This is a genomic window from Shuttleworthella satelles DSM 14600 (assembly GCF_000160115.1).
GTDB classification, from domain to species: domain Bacteria; phylum Bacillota; class Clostridia; order Lachnospirales; family Lachnospiraceae; genus Shuttleworthia; species Shuttleworthia satelles.
Window position 1 is genome coordinate 643,769 of the sequence record NZ_GG665867.1, and the last position, 18,035, is coordinate 661,803.

Sequence of the window (18,035 nt, forward strand, 5' to 3'; positions counted from 1 at the left end):
GAACCCAGGGATATGATAAATTATGGCCTGTAGCAGTGACAGGGGCAGACAGAGCTCTGCGGGGATGCTTTTTTAGAATTGAATTTCTGATGTGCAAACCCCTTTTCTGATGTACAAAACCCTTTCGAGGAATAATTACATGGCAAATATCATTGAGGTAAAAAAGCTGAGCAAACGCTTTGCTCTGGCGGATCGGGAGGTCAGCGCTCTTTCCGATATCAATCTGGATATTGAAGAGGGTGATATTTATGGAATCATAGGTCTCTCCGGCGCCGGGAAATCGACCCTGGTGCGGTGTCTGAATTTTCTAGAGGTCCCGACGGAGGGAAACGTGATCATCGAGGGCAGGGAGCTGGCGAAGCTGTCAGCCAGGGAGCTTCGCAGGGAGCGCACTCGTATCGGTATGATTTTCCAGAGCTACAATCTCCTGATGCAGAAGAATGTTTTAGACAATATCTGCTTTCCCCTGACCGTCCACGGTCTTCCTAAAAAAGAGGCCAGAGCCAAGGCCCTGGAGCTTCTCAAGACGGTTGAACTGGAGGATAAGGCCAGGGCCTATCCGGCACAGCTCTCCGGAGGGCAGAGGCAGAGGGTGGCGATTGCCAGAGCCCTGGCTTCTGATCCTAAGATCCTGCTCTGTGACGAGGCAACCTCCGCCCTGGACCCCAAGACGACCAATTCCATCCTGCAACTTCTAAAGGAGATCAATCAAAAGCTGGGAATCACCATTGTGATCATTACCCATCAGATGTCCGTTGTACAGGAGGTCTGTCAGCATGTGGCGATTATTGACCAGGGTCGGATCGCGGAAAAGGGACAGGTTGAGGAGATCTTCAACCATCCCAAATCCAGAGCGGCCAGGCTTCTGATCATTGAGGGCAAGGACCCGGAGGCCTGGACTGACGGCGTCAGCCGAACCCGGGAGGAGATTAAGACGGACCGTAAGATTCGCATCGTCTTCTCAGGGAATTCCTCCTATGAACCTGTTATTTCCAATATGATTCTGACCACAGGGCATGCGGTCAATATCCTGTTGGCGGATACCCGGGATGTCGGAGGCGTCGCCAAGGGGCAGATGATTCTGGGGCTTCCGGAGGAAGAGACAGCACAGGCGGCTGTGATTTCTTATCTGAAGGAGCATGGCCTGTCAGTCGAGGAGGTGAGCGATCATGTCCAGTGATGTAATTCTGATGATTATCAAGGGGATCGGCGAGACGCTCTATATGACGGTCCTCTCCTCTGTCTTCGGCTATCTCTTGGGTCTCCCCTGGGGGATTGCGCTGACGGTGACCGGGAAAGAGGGGATCCGCCCCAACAGGGTGATCTATCGGATTCTTGATGTTGCCAGCAGTATTATGCGAAGCGTTCCCTTCCTCATCATGCTGATTCTGCTCATGCCCCTGACCACTCTTCTTTTAGGGAAGAGCTATGGGTCAACGGCGACGGTTGTTCCGCTGACTATTTCCGCGGCTCCCATGATTGCCCGCATGGTCGAGTCCTCCCTCAATGAGGTGGATCCCGGCGTCATCGAGGCGGCACAATCCATGGGCTGCTCCAATGGAAAGATTATCAGCAGAGTCCTTCTTGTGGAATCCCGGGTCTCCCTGATCGCGGGGGCGACCATCTCTGTTGGAACGATTCTGGGTTACTCTGCCATGGCCGGTGTCATCGGCGGCGGCGGACTGGGGGATATCGCCATTCGATACGGATACTACCGCTATCAGGCGGATATCATGATTGTCACGGTTGTCCTTCTTATCATCCTTATGCAGCTCTTTCAGCTGCTGGGAACTTTCATCGCCAACAGGATGGACAAGAGGAAACTGTGAGCCGGATCTCATGCGAGATCGGAAGTTGGAGAATCAAAGAAAATAAGAAAAGAGGTAAGATATGAAAAAGAAAATTTTATCCGCTGTTTTGGCAGCAGCTTTGGCTGTGGGCGCATTTGCAGGCTGCGGTGCAGCCAAGGGGAAGGATTCCAAGTCTGATGGCACAAATGCCAGGACGACCCTTAAGGTAGCTGCCTCCGCAACTCCTCATGCCGAGATTTTAGAGCATGTGAAGTCCGAACTGGCCAAGGAGGGCGTCGACCTGCAGGTCAAGGAATTCAGCGATTACGTACAGCCCAACAATGTCGTGGAGTCCGGTGACTTCGACGCCAATTACTTCCAGCATGTGGTGTATCTGGATAACTTCAACCAGGAGAAGGGAACCCACCTGGTTGACGCGGGGAAAATTCACTATGAGCCCTTTGGCATTTACGCCGGAACCAAGAAACAGCTGTCTGAGCTGACTGAGGGAGATACCATCGCCGTTCCCAATGATACAACCAATGAGGCAAGGGCTCTTCTTCTGCTTCAGGAGCAGGGATTAATCACTTTAAAGGAGGGGGCTGGAATTAAGGCTACCGTCCAGGACATCACGGCCAATCCTAAGAATCTGAAGATTCAGGAGCTGGAGGCAGCCCAGGTCAGCCGCGTCAAGGGAGAAGTCGCTTTCGTTGTCTTGAATGGAAACTACGCCAAGCAGGCCGGATTAGATCCCTCCAAGGATCCCATCGCCGTCGAGAAGAATGACGGTGAGGCGGCTAAGAACTATGTCAATGTGATCGCTGTCAAGGATGGCAGGCAGAATGATGAGGCCATTCAGAAGCTGGTTAAGATCCTCAAGTCTGATGAGACCAAGAAGTGGATCACAGAGAAGTACGGACAGTCTGTCATCCCCTATGCAGGCCAGTAAGGTTTTCTGAGAAGAGCTGACATCATGTTTGTCAGGTCGTCTGGCGGCAATTCCAACAAAACGCCCCCGCAGCCGCGGGGGCGTTTTTGCGGGACCTTTTTAAATTGCTTTTTTGTCCTTGCGCAAGCCGAGCATTTTATATATTAGCGCGCCTTTTCCGTCCTTTTGCATCCCGCGCAGCTTTAGCAACTCTCTTTGTCGGGTAAATTGAAAATCGCGATATACATTGCAATCATTCCGATGATGCACATTGCAATGATTCGGAGGAAGGCAAGATTTGAGATTTGTCCTATCACTTTGATTTAAAAGAAATGTGGTAGAATAGGCCAAAGTTTTCAATACGTATGAGAGGAGTAACCATGGGGATTCGCGAAGATGTACACCAGATGAAAATGCTCTCTCCGACAGTGGCAGCCAGTTCCATCGAGCTGAGGAATCGGGCTCTGGAGGCAGTTGCCGCTGCCCTTCGCGAGCATGCCGCAGAGATCTTCGACGCGAACGCCAGGGACCTGGAGGAGGCAAAGGATGTGGCGCCGGCGGTCTTAAAGAGGCTTACCTTTCGTGAGGATAAGCTGGAGGATGTCCTGGCCGGGATCAGGCAGTTGATTGATCTTCCGGATCCCACAGGGGTTCACCTTCTTGATCGTCAATTGGATCGGGGATTGGAACTGCATCGAATCACGGTGCCCATCGGAGTGATCGGGGTTATTTTTGAGGCCAGGCCGGATGCTCTGGTTCAGATTTCCGCGCTTTGCATCAAGTCGGGGAATTGCGCCATCTTAAAAGGGGGCAGGGAGACCGCTAAAAGTAATCGGATCCTCTTTGAGATCATCAATCAGGCAGTGACGGGAGCAGGGCTTCCGGCAGGCATGCTGCGTCAGGCGGAGGTCCATACGGAGATCGATGAGCTTCTGACCTGTGAGAGAGATGTGGATCTGTTGATTCCGAGAGGATCCAACGCGTTTGTCCGCTATATTATGGATCACACGAAAATTCCCGTTATGGGGCATGCGGACGGCATCTGCCATATCTATGTGGACAGGGATGCCGATCAGTCCCGGGCCATTCCCATTCTGCTTGACGCCAAGACCCAGTACACGGCCGCCTGCAATGCGGTGGAGACCATCCTGCTGGATCGGGCGATTGCGGCCGACTTTCTTCCCCGGTTTGCCTTTGCCATGAAAGAGGCGGGGGTCGTCCTGAGGGGAGATCAAGAGGTGCAGGACTGCCTGAAAAATGCCTTGCGTGAGCAGGGAGAGACCTCCCGCGCGAAGGAGAAGCAGTCCGCCATAGAGATCAGGGATCTGACTGAGACCGGTTATGCCACCGAATACCTGACCCTGTGCGCTTCTGTTAAGCTGGTGGACGGTGTCAAGGAGGCCTGCGCCCATATCAACCGCTTCGGAAGCCACCACACCGACTGTATTCTGACAGAAAATGACCTGACAGCAGACTACTTCCTGCAGATGGTGGATTCTGCCGGCGTCTATCGCAACTGCTCCACCCGTTTCGCGGATGGCTTCCGCTATGGCTTTGGGGCGGAGGTCGGAATCTCCACGTCCAAGCTTCACGCCAGAGGGCCGGTCGGGCTTGAGGGTCTGGTCACCTACAAGTACCAGCTGATCGGCCATGGACAGATTGTGGGCGATTACGCGTCGGGAAAGAGCCATTTTCACTTTGAGGATCTGTAAAAAGAGTCAGTTTCATTTTGAGAAGCTGTGAGTTTGGGGATCCGCGATCTGAAGAGAGTTCAAATGTCTCGACGGGAATTCAAATATCATAACGAGAATTTAAATGTCTCTGATCAGTTGAAGGGCGTAAGCAAAGTCTCTTTCCTTGACAGAGATGGTATAGCGAACCTGCCGGCTGGCAGAAGATGGCCCGGCCTTTTGATCCGCCGCGCCGTCTTCGCTTTCTTTGGCGCGCATCTGAAAGGGCATCTGTGATGTGAGCTTGTAGCCGATGTCGTTCTCGGAGAGAAGACTTACAACCTGATTTCTCCTGGTAGCGTCAACATCAGAACACAGGACAGAATAGTCGAACATAGATGCCTCCTTTCCGGGGCAAACACAGAGTCTTCATCTGTCTATTAGTTTAGCAAGCAAGTTGAGAACTTACAATCAATCAGGACCGGACAGGGGCTGGTTTTAAGTCTGTTGTTTCAGGTCTGCTATTTGTTATAAGGCAGTGTGAAAAATTCAGAGAGGGAAACGCATGTCATCATGTTTATCAATATGGCTATGATGTTCTTTATGTCTAACATGATGACCAGGGATTGGAGTGACTACTTCCACTATTTTTGTATAGCAGTAGGGATTCTGACCCTATCTCTCTTTCGTCCGTCCTCTATTTTGTTATGATGGTTATGCTTTTCCTCTTTTACTTCGCGCAGTTTGACCATGCCATTGATGAGAGAGCTAATACCAAGGGCCTTTTCCTCATCTACAGCCACTACCCACTACCCTATTTTTATCTCATTGTTTATGGTGACTGTTTCTATGGGATTTTTGGTTGATTCCAGCGCTAACCACTTATTTGTGACAGCTTTCTTCCTTGCAGGCATCGGTATGTTTCAAACAGCTGTTCTGGCCAACGGACGCTACAACAAAGATTATTTACGTTATACGAAATCTTTCTGCATGACACAGGCGGTATTATTTGCTCTGGGATCCATATTTGCTCTGCTCATGTCGGGAATACCGATCCTCGTCATTGTCATTGGGACAGTTATGACGGTGATGATAGGAATTCATCTCATGCGTTTCTATATGATCCAGGCCAGAAAAAACGGAAAGCAAAATTGGCATTTGATCTGAGCCTGGGGTTTTTGAAGCTATGTCACTGGGGAACAGACCATTGATCGTCTGTCATTGATTGCGAATATATTCAGAGATTTTCTCTTAATTTTACAGATAACTCCGTGTGATAAATTTCCCGGTCGGGCAGCTTCCCGCTGACCAAATAGTCCTGAAGAATGCTGACAGAGAGGGAACCCTGCAGCTGGGGCTGCTGGGTGATGGTCGCGGTGATCAGTCCCTTTTGAAGCATTTCTCTGGTGGAGGGGACGGAGTCAAAGCCAATCACAAGGAAGGGGTTTCCCTTCTTGTTTCGAATGCAGAGATCGGAGTCATCGGGAGAGGACTGCATTTTGCGCGCATGCATGAGTCCCCGGCAGCCCCCGTACATGCCGCTGGCAGTGTAGTAGAGACCGTCTAAATCGGGATATCTGGCAAGGAGCTGCGTCACAGCCTCGTAGCTCTCGTAATCGTCGTCATGGGCTTCGATCACTTCGGCAATCTCAATCGAGGGCTTGAGATCCCTGCAGTAGTCGAGAAAACCGCGGATGCGATCCTTATGGCAGAGGATCCGGTCAGAGCCGGTGACAATGGCCAGTTTGAGCGGACGGGGGGCAAAGCGGTGGAAGAGGGCAGCAGCCGTCTGCCCGCAGCTATAGAAGTCTGATCCCACATAGGCGATCCGCCGGGACTCAGGAATGTCGGTATTTGTAGTTACCACAGGAATTCCCTCGTCCCAGAGCCGGTCAATCTTAGCCCGGATGCTGTCGTCGTTGTAGGGAGAGAGAACCAGGCCGTTAATCCCGTCTGCCAGCAGCTGATCAATGGCGCCCAATTCCTCGTCAAGGCCGAAGGGGATGCGCCTGGTGATCAGATGAATTCCATAGATACTCAGATCTCCCAGCTTGCTCTCAACGCCTTCAATGACATCGTCAAAGAAGGCGTTTCCCGCGCCAAAGAGGATGACGCCGATGGTCAGGCTCTTCTTCTGGACGGACAGGGCGATGCCGGCTTTATTGGGCTTGTAGTCTAACATCTCCACAATCTCAAGAATCTTCTTTTTGGTCAGAGGGCTGACAGAGCCCCTGCGGTTTAAAACCCGGTCGACAGTTCCGCGGGAGACCCCTGCGAGCTCTGCGATTTCCTTCATCGTTGCCATGTGTCTTTCCTCTTTTTCTTATTTGATCTGAATTCGACTGCGCACCGCGATTCAACCGCGCCATAATCGATCGTGCACCGTGCTTATGCGTACATTGTTGCACGACGTCGAAGAGAAGTCAATGCGTGCATGTGCACGCTTTCCATCTTGAATAAACTTGGGAAGGCTTGGAAAAACTAGGGGAAGTCCTGGGAGATAGGAAGTGAATCGGGCGGTGGGAAGTAAATTGGGCAATGGGAGGTAAATTGGGCGATGGAAAGTGAACTGAGCAATGGGAGGTAAATTGAGCGACGGGAGGTAAACTGGGCAATGGGAGATAAATTGAGCGACGGGAGGTGAATCGGGCGGTGGGGAGTAAATTGAGCGATGGAAAGTGAATTGGGCAATATGCTAGAAAAGAAGAGGGAAATATTGGCAAAAATGTTGCTTGTGAATCTGGGCGAGGAGGCATAAGATAAAAACAGATCGTGCACGTGCACGCTTTCCGCGATTTATGAATTATGAGAGAGAGAAAGCCATGTACTATATAGGAGTTGATTTGGGGACATCCGCGGTCAAGCTTCTTCTCATGGAGGAAGACGGCAGAATCCTCAATATGGTGTCCCGTGAATATCCGATTTCCTTTCCCCGCCCATCCTGGTCAGAGCAGAAGCCGGAGGACTGGTGGCAGCAGACCAGAGAGGGGATCAGAGATCTGCTGCGGGATTACGACAGGGGACTTGTCGGCGGGATCAGCTTCGGCGGACAGATGCACGGGCTGGTCGTTCTGGACCGTGAAGATCAGGTGATTCGACCGGCGATTCTCTGGAACGATTCCAGGACCACAGAGGAGACGGAGTATCTCAATGAGGAGGTGGGCCGGGATTTTCTGTCCGGGCACACGGGCAACATTGCCTTCGCCGGCTTTACCGCCCCGAAGATTCTCTGGATGAAGAAGCGCGAGCCGGAGAACTTCGCCAGAATCCACAGGATTATGCTGCCAAAGGACTATCTGGTCTATCGGATGACCGGTGTTCACGCGACGGATGTATCGGATGCTTCCGGCACGCTCCTTTTGGATGTGAGGAACCGAACCTGGTCAAAAGAGATGCTTGCCATCTGCGGAATCAGGGAGAACATGCTTCCAAGACTCTATGAGTCTTATGACTGCATCGGGAAAATCAGGCCGGATATCGCAAAGGAGTTGAGCTTGCCCGAGAATGTGAGAGTGGCAGCAGGCGCCGGAGATAATGCAGCATCCGCTCTTGCCACGGGAACGGTTGGAGAGGGAAAGTGCAATCTCTCCCTGGGGACATCCGGTACCCTTTTCATCTCTTCAGACCATTTTCACCTGGATGAAAGCAATGCTCTTCACTCCTTTTGTGACGCTTCCGGCCGTTATCATCTGATGGGCTGCATGCTCTCGGCGGCCTCCTGCAACAAGTGGTGGACGGAGGAGATTCTGGGAGAGACCGACTATGCCGGAGTGCAGAGTCGGGTCGACGAAAAGCGCCTGGGAGAAAATCCGGTTTTCTATCTGCCCTATTTGATGGGAGAGCGCTCCCCGCTCAATGACCCCTATGCCAGAGCCTGTTTTGTGGGTATGACTATGGACAGCGGACAGGCGGACCTGACCCAGGCAGTTCTGGAGGGAGTGGCCTTTGCCTGCAGGGACATGCTGGAGACGGCGAGAAAACAGGGGTTGGTCATTGACCGCTCAAGGCTGGTGGGCGGAGGAGCGAAATCCGGTCTCTGGCAGAAGATCCTGGCCAATGTTTTAAACCTCAAATTAGACCTTCTGGAGACGGAAGAGGGACCTTCGCTCGGCGCGGCCATGCTGGCGGCTGTCGCCTGCGGAAAATATCCTGATCCCAAAGAGGCGGCCCGTGCCATCGTCAGAGTTAAGAAGACCATTGCGCCGGATCCGGATCTGGCGGCCAAGTACCAGAGGCAGTATGAAAAATTCTCCGGGCTTTATCCCGCCTTGAAGGGGACCTTCCGGGCGCTTGTGGGATCAATGAGTTGTGATAAATGAGTTGTTAACAGGATGAGACATCTATGGTAGGACGGGCACCTGGCCCGCCGTGTGAAAACGACACGCGGCCATTGAGGCAGGCGCACGGTCAGTCAAGCAAAGGAGAGAAGACAATGAACAACATTCCGAAGATCAAGCTGGGACTGGTAGCAGTCAGCCGTGACTGCTTTCCGGCGCCCCTGGCAGTCAACCGGCGCAGGGCTCTGGCAAAGGCCTATGCGACGAAATATGATGCGGAGGACATTTACGAGTGTCCGATCACCATCGTGGAATCCGAGACCGACATGGTCAAGGCCTTAGAAGACGTCAAGGCACATGGCTGTAACGCCCTCTGCGTCTATCTGGGCAATTTCGGGCCGGAGATTTCCGAGACTCTTCTGGCCAGGCATTTCGACGGACCTGTGATGTTCTGCGCGGCTGCGGAGGAATCCCAGGACCGGCTGATGGAATCCGGAAGGGGGGACGCATACTGCGGCATGCTCAATGCTTCTTACAATCTGGCTCTGCGGAATACCCGGGCCTATATCCCCGATTATCCTGTGGGAGATGCCGGGGACTGCGCGGACATGATTCATGACTTTCTGCCTGTTGCCCGCGTCAAGTACGGACTGGAGCATCTGAAGATTATCTCCTTCGGACCCCGCCCGGCTAATTTCCTGGCCTGCAATGCTCCTATCAAGCAGCTCTACAATCTGGGCGTCGAGATCGAGGAGGAGTCAGAGCTGGATCTCTACGAGGCATTCTTAAAACATGAGGGAGATCATCGCATCGCGTCCGTCTCTGACGATATGGCGCGGGAGATGGGCTACCGGTCTGACCAGAAGCCCGATATGCTGGCCAGGCTGGCTCAGTACGAGCTGACCCTCTTAGACTGGGTCAATGATCACAGGGGCTACCGGGAGTTTGTCGCTTTAACCACCAAGTGCTGGCCGGCTTTTCAGGATATGTTTCGCTTCGTCCCCTGCTATGTCAACAGCCGACTTATGCGGCAGGGAATTCCCGTCTCCTGCGAAGTGGACATTTACGGAACTCTGTCCGAGTATATCGGTCTTTGTGTCAGCCAACAGGAGGTGACTCTTCTCGATATCAACAATTCTGTCCCCAAGGATATGTACAGAGAGTCCATTGAGGGTAAGTTCAACTACCGGCATACGGATACCTTCATGGGCTTCCACTGCGGCAACACCTGCTCGACCCGTGTCGTGAATCCTCATCTCTCCTATCAGAGGATTATGGCGTCCACACATCCAAAAGAGTGGTGTGACGGAACCATTGAGGGGGATATCATGCCGGGAGATATCACCTTCTACCGCTTGCAGTCCACGGCTGACAACAAGCTCAGAGCCTATGTGGCTCAGGGGGAGATTCTCCCCATAGCCACCAGGTCTTTCGGCGGCATCGGTGTGTTTGCCATTGAGGAAATGGGCCGTTTCTACCGCAATGTTCTGATCGGCAAGAACTATCCCCACCATGGGGCAGTGGCCTTCGGCCACTATGGCAGGGAGCTCTTTGCCGCCTTTCGCTATCTTGGCCTTGCGGCCGGAGAAGTGGATTATAATCATCCCAAGAATCTGCCATATCCGGGAGAAAATCCCTTCGCATAAAGGATGAAGCCTGCGGTAAAATAGGATCAGGCAGGATTATGCGCAGACAGAGATTTGTCCGAGGAAGCAAGGCAGCAAAGAGAGCTTTGGGGAGAATCATATGCCGTGCCTGAAGGGAAATATGCGAGCAAACTTCACCCCGGGAGAAGACATGCAAAAGGAGGGATCATGAAATTCTTTATTGATACTGCCAATGTAGACGAGATCAAAAGAGCTGAGGAAATGGGAATCATCCACGGAGTCACGACCAACCCCTCTCTGATCGCCAAAGAGGGCAGGGATTACAGAGAAACCCTGCGGGAGATCTGCGGGATCGTGGACGGGCCGATTTCCGGTGAGGTCAAGGCCACGACCACAGATGCGGAGGGAATGATCCAAGAAGGCAGAGAGATCGCTGCGATTCATAAGAATATGGTAGTCAAGATTCCTATGACGGCAGAGGGACTTAAGGCGATCCGTGTTCTTTCCTCCGAGGGGATTGCGACCAATTGTACCCTGATCTTTACGGCGAACCAGGCTCTTTTAGCTGCCGAGGCAGGGGCGGCCTATGTCTCTCCCTTCCTGGGGAGGTTAGATGATATCTCCGAGCCGGGTGTCCGCCTGATCGAAGACATACAGACCATCTTCGAGAATTACAGCTATGCGACGCAGGTCATCGCCGCGTCGATTCGCACACCGATGCATGTGCATGACTGCGCTCTGCTGGGGGCGGATATCGCCACGGTGCCCTATAAGGTTCTGATGCAGATGGTTTGTCATCCGCTGACGGATGCCGGGATCGCCAAATTTGCCAGAGAGTACACAGATGTATTCGGGGAGTGAGAGGAAATTGGCAGGCAGAAGCTAAAGCAGCTGAGATTCCGGAGAGGGAGAGCTGACCGTTTTGTTTCACATTTATGCCGCGGGGCAGGTGTGACAGGAGGCGGTCGGCTTTTCTCGCATTTTCGACAATGGAAGGCATGCGGCGAATGCATTCTATCGTTTATGATAATTGAATGCTTATGGAGTCTGTATTTTATCTGTCAACACATTTTGTCCTGCAATTCTTATTATAGTTTTGCTGGGGCGGGGGAGTCGGGACCATGATTCAAGCACAGTACCGGGGATGCAATTCAAACGCAGTGCCGGGACCGTGATATAAACACAGTCTGCTCTCTTATGCTAAAATAGGATATCTTTACCGAAGAACTGATGTGGCGGGCAGTGCCGGGAACTTTTTATGAAGATCATTCATTGTTCAGACCTCCACCTGGATTCCAGGATGGAGACCAATTTAGACAGCGAGAAGGCCAGGCAGAGGAGAGAGGAGCTCTTTGCCTCTTATGAGGGCATGGTGGACTATGCCGAAAAAGAGAGGGCGCGAGCCATTCTGATCGCGGGGGACATGTTTGACCGGGCGCATCTGCGGCGGGCCGTACGCAACCGGGTGCTGGAGCCGATGGAGTCACATCCCGACATTGATTTTTTCTATCTGCGGGGCAACCACGACAATTCAGATTTCCTGGCAGGCCTGGATGAAGAGGAGATCCCGGCCAATCTTAAGATCTTTACGGACAAGGGCTGGAGAAGCTATGAATATGGAGATCTGGTTATCAGCGGAGCAGAGCTGTCCGCAGAAAATGTCAGATCGATGCCCGCACGTCTGGAGTTAGATCCCGGGAAGATCAATATCGTTATGCTCCATGGACAGACCCAGGACTATCAGGGGACCAATCCTGCCGAGGAGGTCCTTCTTCCGGCCTATCGGGGCAAGGGAATTGACTATCTGGCGCTGGGGCACATTCACAGCTTTCGTCAGGGACAACTGGATGAGCGCGGCATTTACTGCTACAGCGGTTGCCTGGAGGGCAGAGGCTTTGACGAGTGCGGGCCCAAGGGCTTTGTCCTCATTGAGATCTCGGATGGGAAACTGACGAGCGATTTTATTCCATTTGCCAGAAGGCAACTGCATGAGATTGTGGTGGAGCTGGCGCCTGAGGACAGCATGCTGCAGGTTATGTCCAAGAGTGACAGGGCCCTGAGGAATATCCCGGAGAAGGATCTGGTCAAGCTGGTCTTCACCGGTCATATCAGTATGGATCTGGAGCTGGATACGGACCGGGTCCTGAGGCGTTTTGTCAGTCGCTTTTTTTTCATCAAGGCCGTGGATCAGACCAGAACGCAGATTGATTTCGAATCCTACTTCAATGACCGCACCATTAAGGGGGAGTTTGTCCGCCTCATGCGAAAGAGCGACCTGTCAGAGGAGGATAAGGAGAGGGTAACCCGCCTTGGAATGAAAGCGTTGATCGGAGAGGAGCTTGAAGAATGAGGTTGATTTCCTGTTATATTGCCGGGTTTGGAACCATCCGGGATCGAAACTTCATATTTAAGCCCGGTCTCAATGCGATTCTGGAAGAAAATGGCTGGGGGAAGACGACATTCTGCGTTTTCCTCAAGGCTATGTTCTATGGGATGGAATATTCCAGGGGGACGAAGACGCTGCATGAGAGGCAGAGGTATGAGCCCTGGGACGGGGGAAGCTACGGGGGATCCCTGGTCTTTGCGACGGGGGAAAAGGAGTATCGAATCGAGCGCAGCTTCGGTCACACGGACAAGTCAGACCGCTTTTCTTTGATTGATCTCTCCACCAATCAGCAATCCAGCGATTTTTCCGATCAGATCGGGGAGGAGCTTTTTTCCGTTGACCGGGAATCCTTCGAGAAATCCATTTTCGTCCCGCAAAATGCCCTGGATACCGGAATTACAGATTCGATGAACGCGCATATGGGCAGGGGAAGCCGTGTGAACCGGGATGACGTCACACATTTCGAGGAGGCGATCGCCAGTATCGAAAATCAGATCCGGGATTACAATCGCAATTCCAAGACCAATACCGGCAGACTGCGTCTTCTCCAGCAAAAGATCTCTCTCAAGCAGGAACTGGCGGATCGGATTCCCGCGACCCAGGAGGCTGCCCGCGCCGCTGAGGAGAGACTGCTTGAGAAGAAGAGTCAGCTGCATCAGCTGGAGGAACAGAAGAAGGCCTTAAATGACAGAGTGACAGAGCAGGTAAAAAGAGAGCAGGCCCTGGGAGCTTTCCGTCAGAAGCGGCAGCAGCTGGCAGAGAGTGAGAAGGAGCTGGAGAAATATCAGATCTTTTTTGCAAAGGGGATTCCAAGCCCGGAGGCCATGGAAGAGGTTACGGATGCGGACCACCAGCTGGCTGTGCGGGAGAAGGAACTGGAGGAGCTGCGGGCGAAGGTGCCGAAGGAGGCTTACGTCACAGACCTCATGAAGCTCTTTCCAGAGGAAATACCGACGCCGGGGCAGTTCGCGGCATGGAGCCGGGAGGCGGCACACCTGAAGGACTTGCGCATACAGCAGTCCTATGCCGTCATGTCGGAGGAAGATCGGGATCAATTGGCAGAGCTGCGCGAATACTTTTCCGTCAAGAACCCCAGCCGTGAGGAGCTGGATCTGATTTCCAGTGAAATCAACAATCTTGCAAGCTGTACCGGCCGGGTCAGCGAGTTGACGAAACAGTCGGAGGAGCTGGAGCGGAGCAGAGAGGAGAAGATTGCGGATCGACACTCGGAGTCGGGCTTCGGCCTCAGCCTGGTTACAGGCCTGATTGCTCTGGTTCTGGTCCTGGGAGGGGGAGCCTTTTTGACGCTCTACGCATCCGGTGGAGGCTTCATCCGCCAGATCTTAGGGCTTGTATTTGTAGGGGCGGCAGTTGTCGTCGCAGTTGGCGGCTTCAGTGGTCAGAGGAGGCGGCAGAGCGCTTATCAGCAGGTTTTGTCTGATTTGGATCAGGAGATTGAGCAGGCCAGGGAGGAGAGGCAGGAAGCAGTCAAACGAAGGGATGCCTCACGCAAGATCTGCATTGATTTTCTGTCTCTCTTTCCGGAGGACGAGCAAAGCATGCAGCAGCATCTGACCGAGATTCGGATCAAGAAGGAGAATTTTGACCGATTGACAGCTGCGGAGGCCAGGGCCATCGATAATTCGGCCGGGGCCGTGGAGGAGCTGGCCAATGCCTCCATGCGGCTCTATACGCAGCTGCAGCCCTATGCGGACTCTTATGAAATGGATCTCTACCATGAATTCAATGAAGAGGCTCTGTTGCAGCGACTTCAGGAGGATGCCCAGGCCTACCGGGATTATGTGACTGCCAGGGGACAGGTGGAGAATCTGGAGGAACAGGTGATGGGATGGCGCAAAGCCATCGGTGATTTTCTGGCGGATTACCCCCTGACAGAGAAGAGCCGGCATGAGCGCATTGCCCAGATCCGCCGCAATATGGACCGCCTGGCAGACCTCACCGGTCGTGTGGAAGAGCTGCGCAAGGAGGTGAGCGAGGAAGAGGGGGAAATGATACAAGTCAGCGAAGGGCAGTCCGTAGAAGAGCTGCAGAGAGAACAGGCTCTTTTGGACGCGTCAGTGGTCGAGCTGACTCAGGTTATCAGTGATCTGAAGGATGACTGGACCAATCTGCTGGAGGAACTGCAGGACTATGAGGAGGCCGGAGATGAGGCCCGCGACTTAAGAGAGCAGGAGACGGTAATGCTGGATAATGTCCGCATCCTGGAGCTGACAAGAGATTACCTGAACAGGGCCAGAGAATCTTATCTGGCCCGCTATATGGGTCCCCTGCAGGACAATATGCAGGGCTATCTCGAGATCCTGGGGGGCAGGGCTATGGCAGAGCGGCCGGAGCGCTTCACCCTGGACATTGATCTGAATCCAAAGCTGATCTACAAGGAACAGCAGAAACGGGGAGAATTTCTCTCCGCAGGCTATCATGATCTGATTGCCCTTGCCGCGCGTTTTGCCCTGGTCGACACGATTTTCTCCAAGGACCAGCCCATGGTGATCTTAGATGACCCCTTCAATAATCTTGATCAGGACAAGGTGAAAAGAGCGCTGGCCTTTCTCGGACAGATCGCCGGCCGGCGCCAGCTGGTCTACCTGACCTGCCATCCCAGCCGTATGCCCGCTGAGAATGGAACCGTTCCCTTTTGATTGACACAGGGTCAGTCATCTCATACAATATGGAGCATGTGCCAAGCACAGGGCCCAGTTAGCTCAGTTGGTAGAGCAGCGGACTGAAAATCCGCGTGTCTCTGGTTCGATTCCGGAACTGGGCACATGCGGGTGTAGTTCAATGGTAGAACACCAGCCTTCCAAGCTGGATACGTGGGTTCGATTCCCATCACCCGCTCTCATGGCGTATCTTCTGACACAGGGAGATGCGCCTTTTTCTTGCAGATGTCAGGTGCGAAGAACGTCTTCTTGATGGATCATTAAATATAGAGACGCTTCTGTGCGGATGGAGATGTTATGGTTCGAGAGAAAAATGCGCCAATTGCAGTCTTTGATTCGGGGATGGGGGGGATCAGCGTCTTAAGGGAACTGGTCAAGCTCATGCCCAGGGAGGACTTTCTCTATTTCGGCGATTCGAAGAATGCGCCTTATGGCACGCGGGAGCTTCCGGAGATTCAGGAACTGACGATCAGAAATATCCAGCATCTGATGAATCGGGGATGCAAGGCTGTCGCAGTGGCATGTAACACAGCGACTTCCGCAGCGGTTCGCAAGCTCAGAGAGATGTACCCGAACTTTCCGATCGTGGGAATTGAGCCTGCGGTTAAGCCTGCCTGTATGGAGAATCCGGGGGGGAAGGTTTTAGTCATGGCGACACCGATGACGGTTCGTCTGGGAAAGCTTCACCTGCTCTGTGAGCGATTTCGCCATGTAGCTCAGATAGAGACCCTGTCCTGCCCGGGGCTCATGGAGTTCGTCGAGGAGGGGAGAGACCAGACGCCGGAGCTGATGCATTTTCTGGAGGAGCTTCTTGCGCCCTATCGTGATGTGGACGCAGTTGTTCTGGGCTGTACCCACTATCCCTTTGTGCGCAAACAGGTTCAGGAGCTGATGGGAGCTTCGGTCAAGATCTATGATGGGGCGGCCGGGACAGCGAGAGAGCTCCTGCGGCGGATTCGGCTTGAAGATTTGGAGACGGAGAGTAAGGAACTGGGCTCAGTCATTTTCGAAAACAGTGACCCGACGGAAGAGCGGATGGAGCGAATGAGGAATCTCTTTCGCCGGGAGGAGTAAATTATACGTATTGAAGAGGGAGCTTGATTTTGCTCTTGATCCTGCTGATCGGCGTGTGCATAGGGTCCGGGAGAATTCCTATAAGAACCAGACGGTCTCTCTGGTTGAAGAGATGGCGTCCGCCCCGGCGGACAGGATGGAGACGACATCCTCTTTATCTGAGACCAGTCCTCCGCAGATGAGAGGGAGCCTGATCTGGCTCTTGATCCTGCTGATCAGCTTGGGCATGGGGCCCGGGAGGATTTCGATGACATCCGGTCTGGCGGTGGGGAGCTGGCGGAGAATGGAATCATAGGCCATGGAGTCGATCAGGAAGAAGCGCATGACGGTTGCCAGTCCCAGCTCTCTGGCATGGGAGATGAGATTTGCCTTGGTGGAGATAATCCCATCCGCGTCTGTATAGGTCTTGATGAAGTCTACGGCAATTTCTTTGGCCTGAAGCCCATGGATCAGATCGATGTGAACCATGGCCATCTTACCGGCTTCCTTGATTTGAGCGACGATGCGGGGGATGGAGATCAGATCTCCATAGAGAATAAAGATAATCCGGCTGTCTGTGGCAAGGCAGTGGGACAGACCGTCATCATCCTTGATGGCGGCGATGATCGGTGAGGCTTCAATCGCATTCGAGAATTCTCGATTCATATAAACTCCCCTTCCAAGGGCCTGTGTCATTATAGTTTCATTATATGATTCGCTCGCTAAAAGTCGACTAGAGATTGTCCTGTCACTCTAACTCTGTATCATCTGCGCTTGTCGCAAAAAAAGCAGGCAGACTCTGATTTCGAGTCTGCCTGCTTTTTAAAATCGTTAGTTTACTCGTCATCCTTTCCGGCGAGGCCGTGATAGCAGAGGGCGGCGATGGCTCCCCCTGCAAGAGGGGCGACAATGAAGAGCCAGAGAAGGCTGATGGGCTTGGGATTTCCGTTGATGGCAGCCATCAGGGCCGGTCCGATGGAGCGGGCGGGGTTGACAGAGGTGCCGGTCAGGCCGATGCCGAGGATATGAACAAAGGTCAGGGTCAGACCGATGATCAGCCCTCCAAAGGAACCATGATTGGCCTTCTTGGAGGTGACGCCAAGGACGGTGAGAACGAAGACAAAGGTCAGAACCATCTCAACTAAGAATCCGGCTCCGACGGATCCGTTGACACCAGCCAGACCATTGGTCCCGTAGGCTCCGGTCTGGTCCGTGACATTGCCCAGACTGAAGATGGCGCTCAGTAAGGCGCTTCCGCAGATGGCTCCGAGCACCTGAGCGATCAGGTAGCCGATGAAATCCCTGCCGGACATTCTGCCGCTGAGCAGGACCCCAAGAGATACGGCGGGGTTGACATGGCAGCCGGAAATGTTTCCGATGCAGTAGGCCTCGGCGACAATGGACAGGCCGAAGGCGAGCGCGGTCAGCAGATAGCCGGTTCCGGCCGTGGGATCACATCCCACAAGCATGGCGGTACCGCAGCCGAAAGTGACCAGGACGGCTGTTCCGATAAATTCAGCGAAATACTTTTTCATAACATCCTCCAAATTCCTATATTTGTGAATTTTGTTTGAACTATAGCTTGCATTGTAACATATTCAGGAAGCATTCAGGCCGGAAGGAGAAAAAATAAATTTGGGGAA

The 18,035-nt window shown here is 53.1% G+C and carries 15 protein-coding genes and 2 tRNA genes; 13 read left to right on the forward strand and 4 right to left on the reverse strand.

Translation table 11 applies throughout. From position 1 onward, the window contains the following. Positions 1-139 precede the first annotated feature (139 nt). The 4 genes from GCWU000342_RS09625 to GCWU000342_RS09640 all read left to right on the forward strand — a co-directional run bounded on the left by GCWU000342_RS09625 (position 140) and on the right by GCWU000342_RS09640 (position 4,430). Positions 140-1,180 (forward strand): methionine ABC transporter ATP-binding protein, encoded by a 1,041-nt coding sequence (locus tag GCWU000342_RS09625; RefSeq protein ID WP_049921741.1) that lies wholly within the window; start codon positions 140-142, stop codon positions 1,178-1,180. Continuing rightward, positions 1,170-1,829, forward strand: a complete 660-nt coding sequence (locus GCWU000342_RS09630; RefSeq protein WP_006907262.1) for a methionine ABC transporter permease — start codon at positions 1,170-1,172, stop codon at positions 1,827-1,829. The genes GCWU000342_RS09625 and GCWU000342_RS09630 overlap by 11 nt, the downstream gene beginning before the upstream one ends. A gap of 61 nt (positions 1,830-1,890) precedes the next feature. Further along, positions 1,891-2,739: a MetQ/NlpA family ABC transporter substrate-binding protein gene (locus GCWU000342_RS09635; protein WP_006907263.1), complete on the forward strand. Its 849-nt coding sequence runs from the start codon at positions 1,891-1,893 to the stop codon at positions 2,737-2,739. 359 nt (positions 2,740-3,098) lie between these two features. Next, a complete protein-coding gene (locus tag GCWU000342_RS09640; protein WP_044960223.1) occupies positions 3,099-4,430 on the forward strand; it encodes a glutamate-5-semialdehyde dehydrogenase in 1,332 nt (443 codons plus the stop codon). Positions 4,431-4,529: 99 nt separating this feature from the next. On the opposite strand, the gene GCWU000342_RS09645 is transcribed toward GCWU000342_RS09640, so the two are convergent. After that, on the reverse strand, positions 4,530-4,784 hold the full coding sequence (locus GCWU000342_RS09645; protein ID WP_006907266.1) for a hypothetical protein: 255 nt from the start codon (positions 4,782-4,784) through the stop codon (positions 4,530-4,532). Between the two features lie 453 nt (positions 4,785-5,237). Here GCWU000342_RS09645 and GCWU000342_RS10705 point away from each other — a divergent pair, with 453 nt between their 5' ends. Further along, positions 5,238-5,555, forward strand: a complete 318-nt coding sequence (locus GCWU000342_RS10705; protein ID WP_207635031.1) for a hypothetical protein — start codon at positions 5,238-5,240, stop codon at positions 5,553-5,555. Between the two features lie 70 nt (positions 5,556-5,625). Here GCWU000342_RS10705 and GCWU000342_RS09655 read toward each other — a convergent pair whose 3' ends face one another. Then, the gene (locus GCWU000342_RS09655) at positions 5,626-6,693 is read right to left on the reverse strand and encodes a LacI family DNA-binding transcriptional regulator (RefSeq protein WP_006907270.1); all 1,068 of its coding nucleotides are present in this window, start codon (positions 6,691-6,693) and stop codon (positions 5,626-5,628) included. A 517-nt stretch (positions 6,694-7,210) separates the two neighbouring features. Here GCWU000342_RS09655 and xylB point away from each other — a divergent pair. The 8 genes from xylB (at position 7,211) to murI (ending at position 16,413) form a co-directional block, all read left to right on the forward strand. Further along, positions 7,211-8,707 (forward strand): xylulokinase, encoded by a 1,497-nt coding sequence (xylB, locus tag GCWU000342_RS09660; protein ID WP_045001032.1) that lies wholly within the window; start codon positions 7,211-7,213, stop codon positions 8,705-8,707. Between the two features lie 113 nt (positions 8,708-8,820). Then, positions 8,821-10,311, forward strand: a complete 1,491-nt coding sequence (locus GCWU000342_RS09665; RefSeq protein WP_045001034.1) for an L-fucose/L-arabinose isomerase family protein — start codon at positions 8,821-8,823, stop codon at positions 10,309-10,311. Between the two features lie 168 nt (positions 10,312-10,479). After that, a complete protein-coding gene (gene fsa, locus GCWU000342_RS09670) occupies positions 10,480-11,133 on the forward strand; it encodes a fructose-6-phosphate aldolase (RefSeq protein ID WP_045001036.1) in 654 nt (217 codons plus the stop codon). A 397-nt stretch (positions 11,134-11,530) separates the two neighbouring features. Then, positions 11,531-12,622 (forward strand): metallophosphoesterase family protein, encoded by a 1,092-nt coding sequence (locus GCWU000342_RS09675; protein WP_006907274.1) that lies wholly within the window; start codon positions 11,531-11,533, stop codon positions 12,620-12,622. Continuing rightward, the gene (locus tag GCWU000342_RS09680; protein ID WP_006907275.1) at positions 12,619-15,318 is read left to right on the forward strand and encodes an AAA family ATPase; all 2,700 of its coding nucleotides are present in this window, start codon (positions 12,619-12,621) and stop codon (positions 15,316-15,318) included. Before GCWU000342_RS09675 ends, GCWU000342_RS09680 begins: the two co-directional genes overlap by 4 nt. A gap of 52 nt (positions 15,319-15,370) precedes the next feature. Further along, positions 15,371-15,443, forward strand: a tRNA-Phe gene (locus GCWU000342_RS09685). 3 nt (positions 15,444-15,446) lie between these two features. After that, a tRNA-Gly gene (locus GCWU000342_RS09690) sits at positions 15,447-15,517 on the forward strand. A gap of 119 nt (positions 15,518-15,636) precedes the next feature. Beyond that, positions 15,637-16,413, forward strand: a complete 777-nt coding sequence (gene murI, locus GCWU000342_RS09695) for a glutamate racemase (protein ID WP_006907276.1) — start codon at positions 15,637-15,639, stop codon at positions 16,411-16,413. 78 nt (positions 16,414-16,491) lie between these two features. Here murI and GCWU000342_RS09700 read toward each other — a convergent pair whose 3' ends face one another. Continuing rightward, on the reverse strand, positions 16,492-17,058 hold the full coding sequence (locus GCWU000342_RS09700; RefSeq protein ID WP_045001211.1) for a glycerol-3-phosphate responsive antiterminator: 567 nt from the start codon (positions 17,056-17,058) through the stop codon (positions 16,492-16,494). A 170-nt stretch (positions 17,059-17,228) separates the two neighbouring features. Then, positions 17,229-17,927, reverse strand: a complete 699-nt coding sequence (locus tag GCWU000342_RS09705; RefSeq protein WP_006907278.1) for an MIP/aquaporin family protein — start codon at positions 17,925-17,927, stop codon at positions 17,229-17,231. Positions 17,928-18,035: the final 108 nt, after the last annotated feature.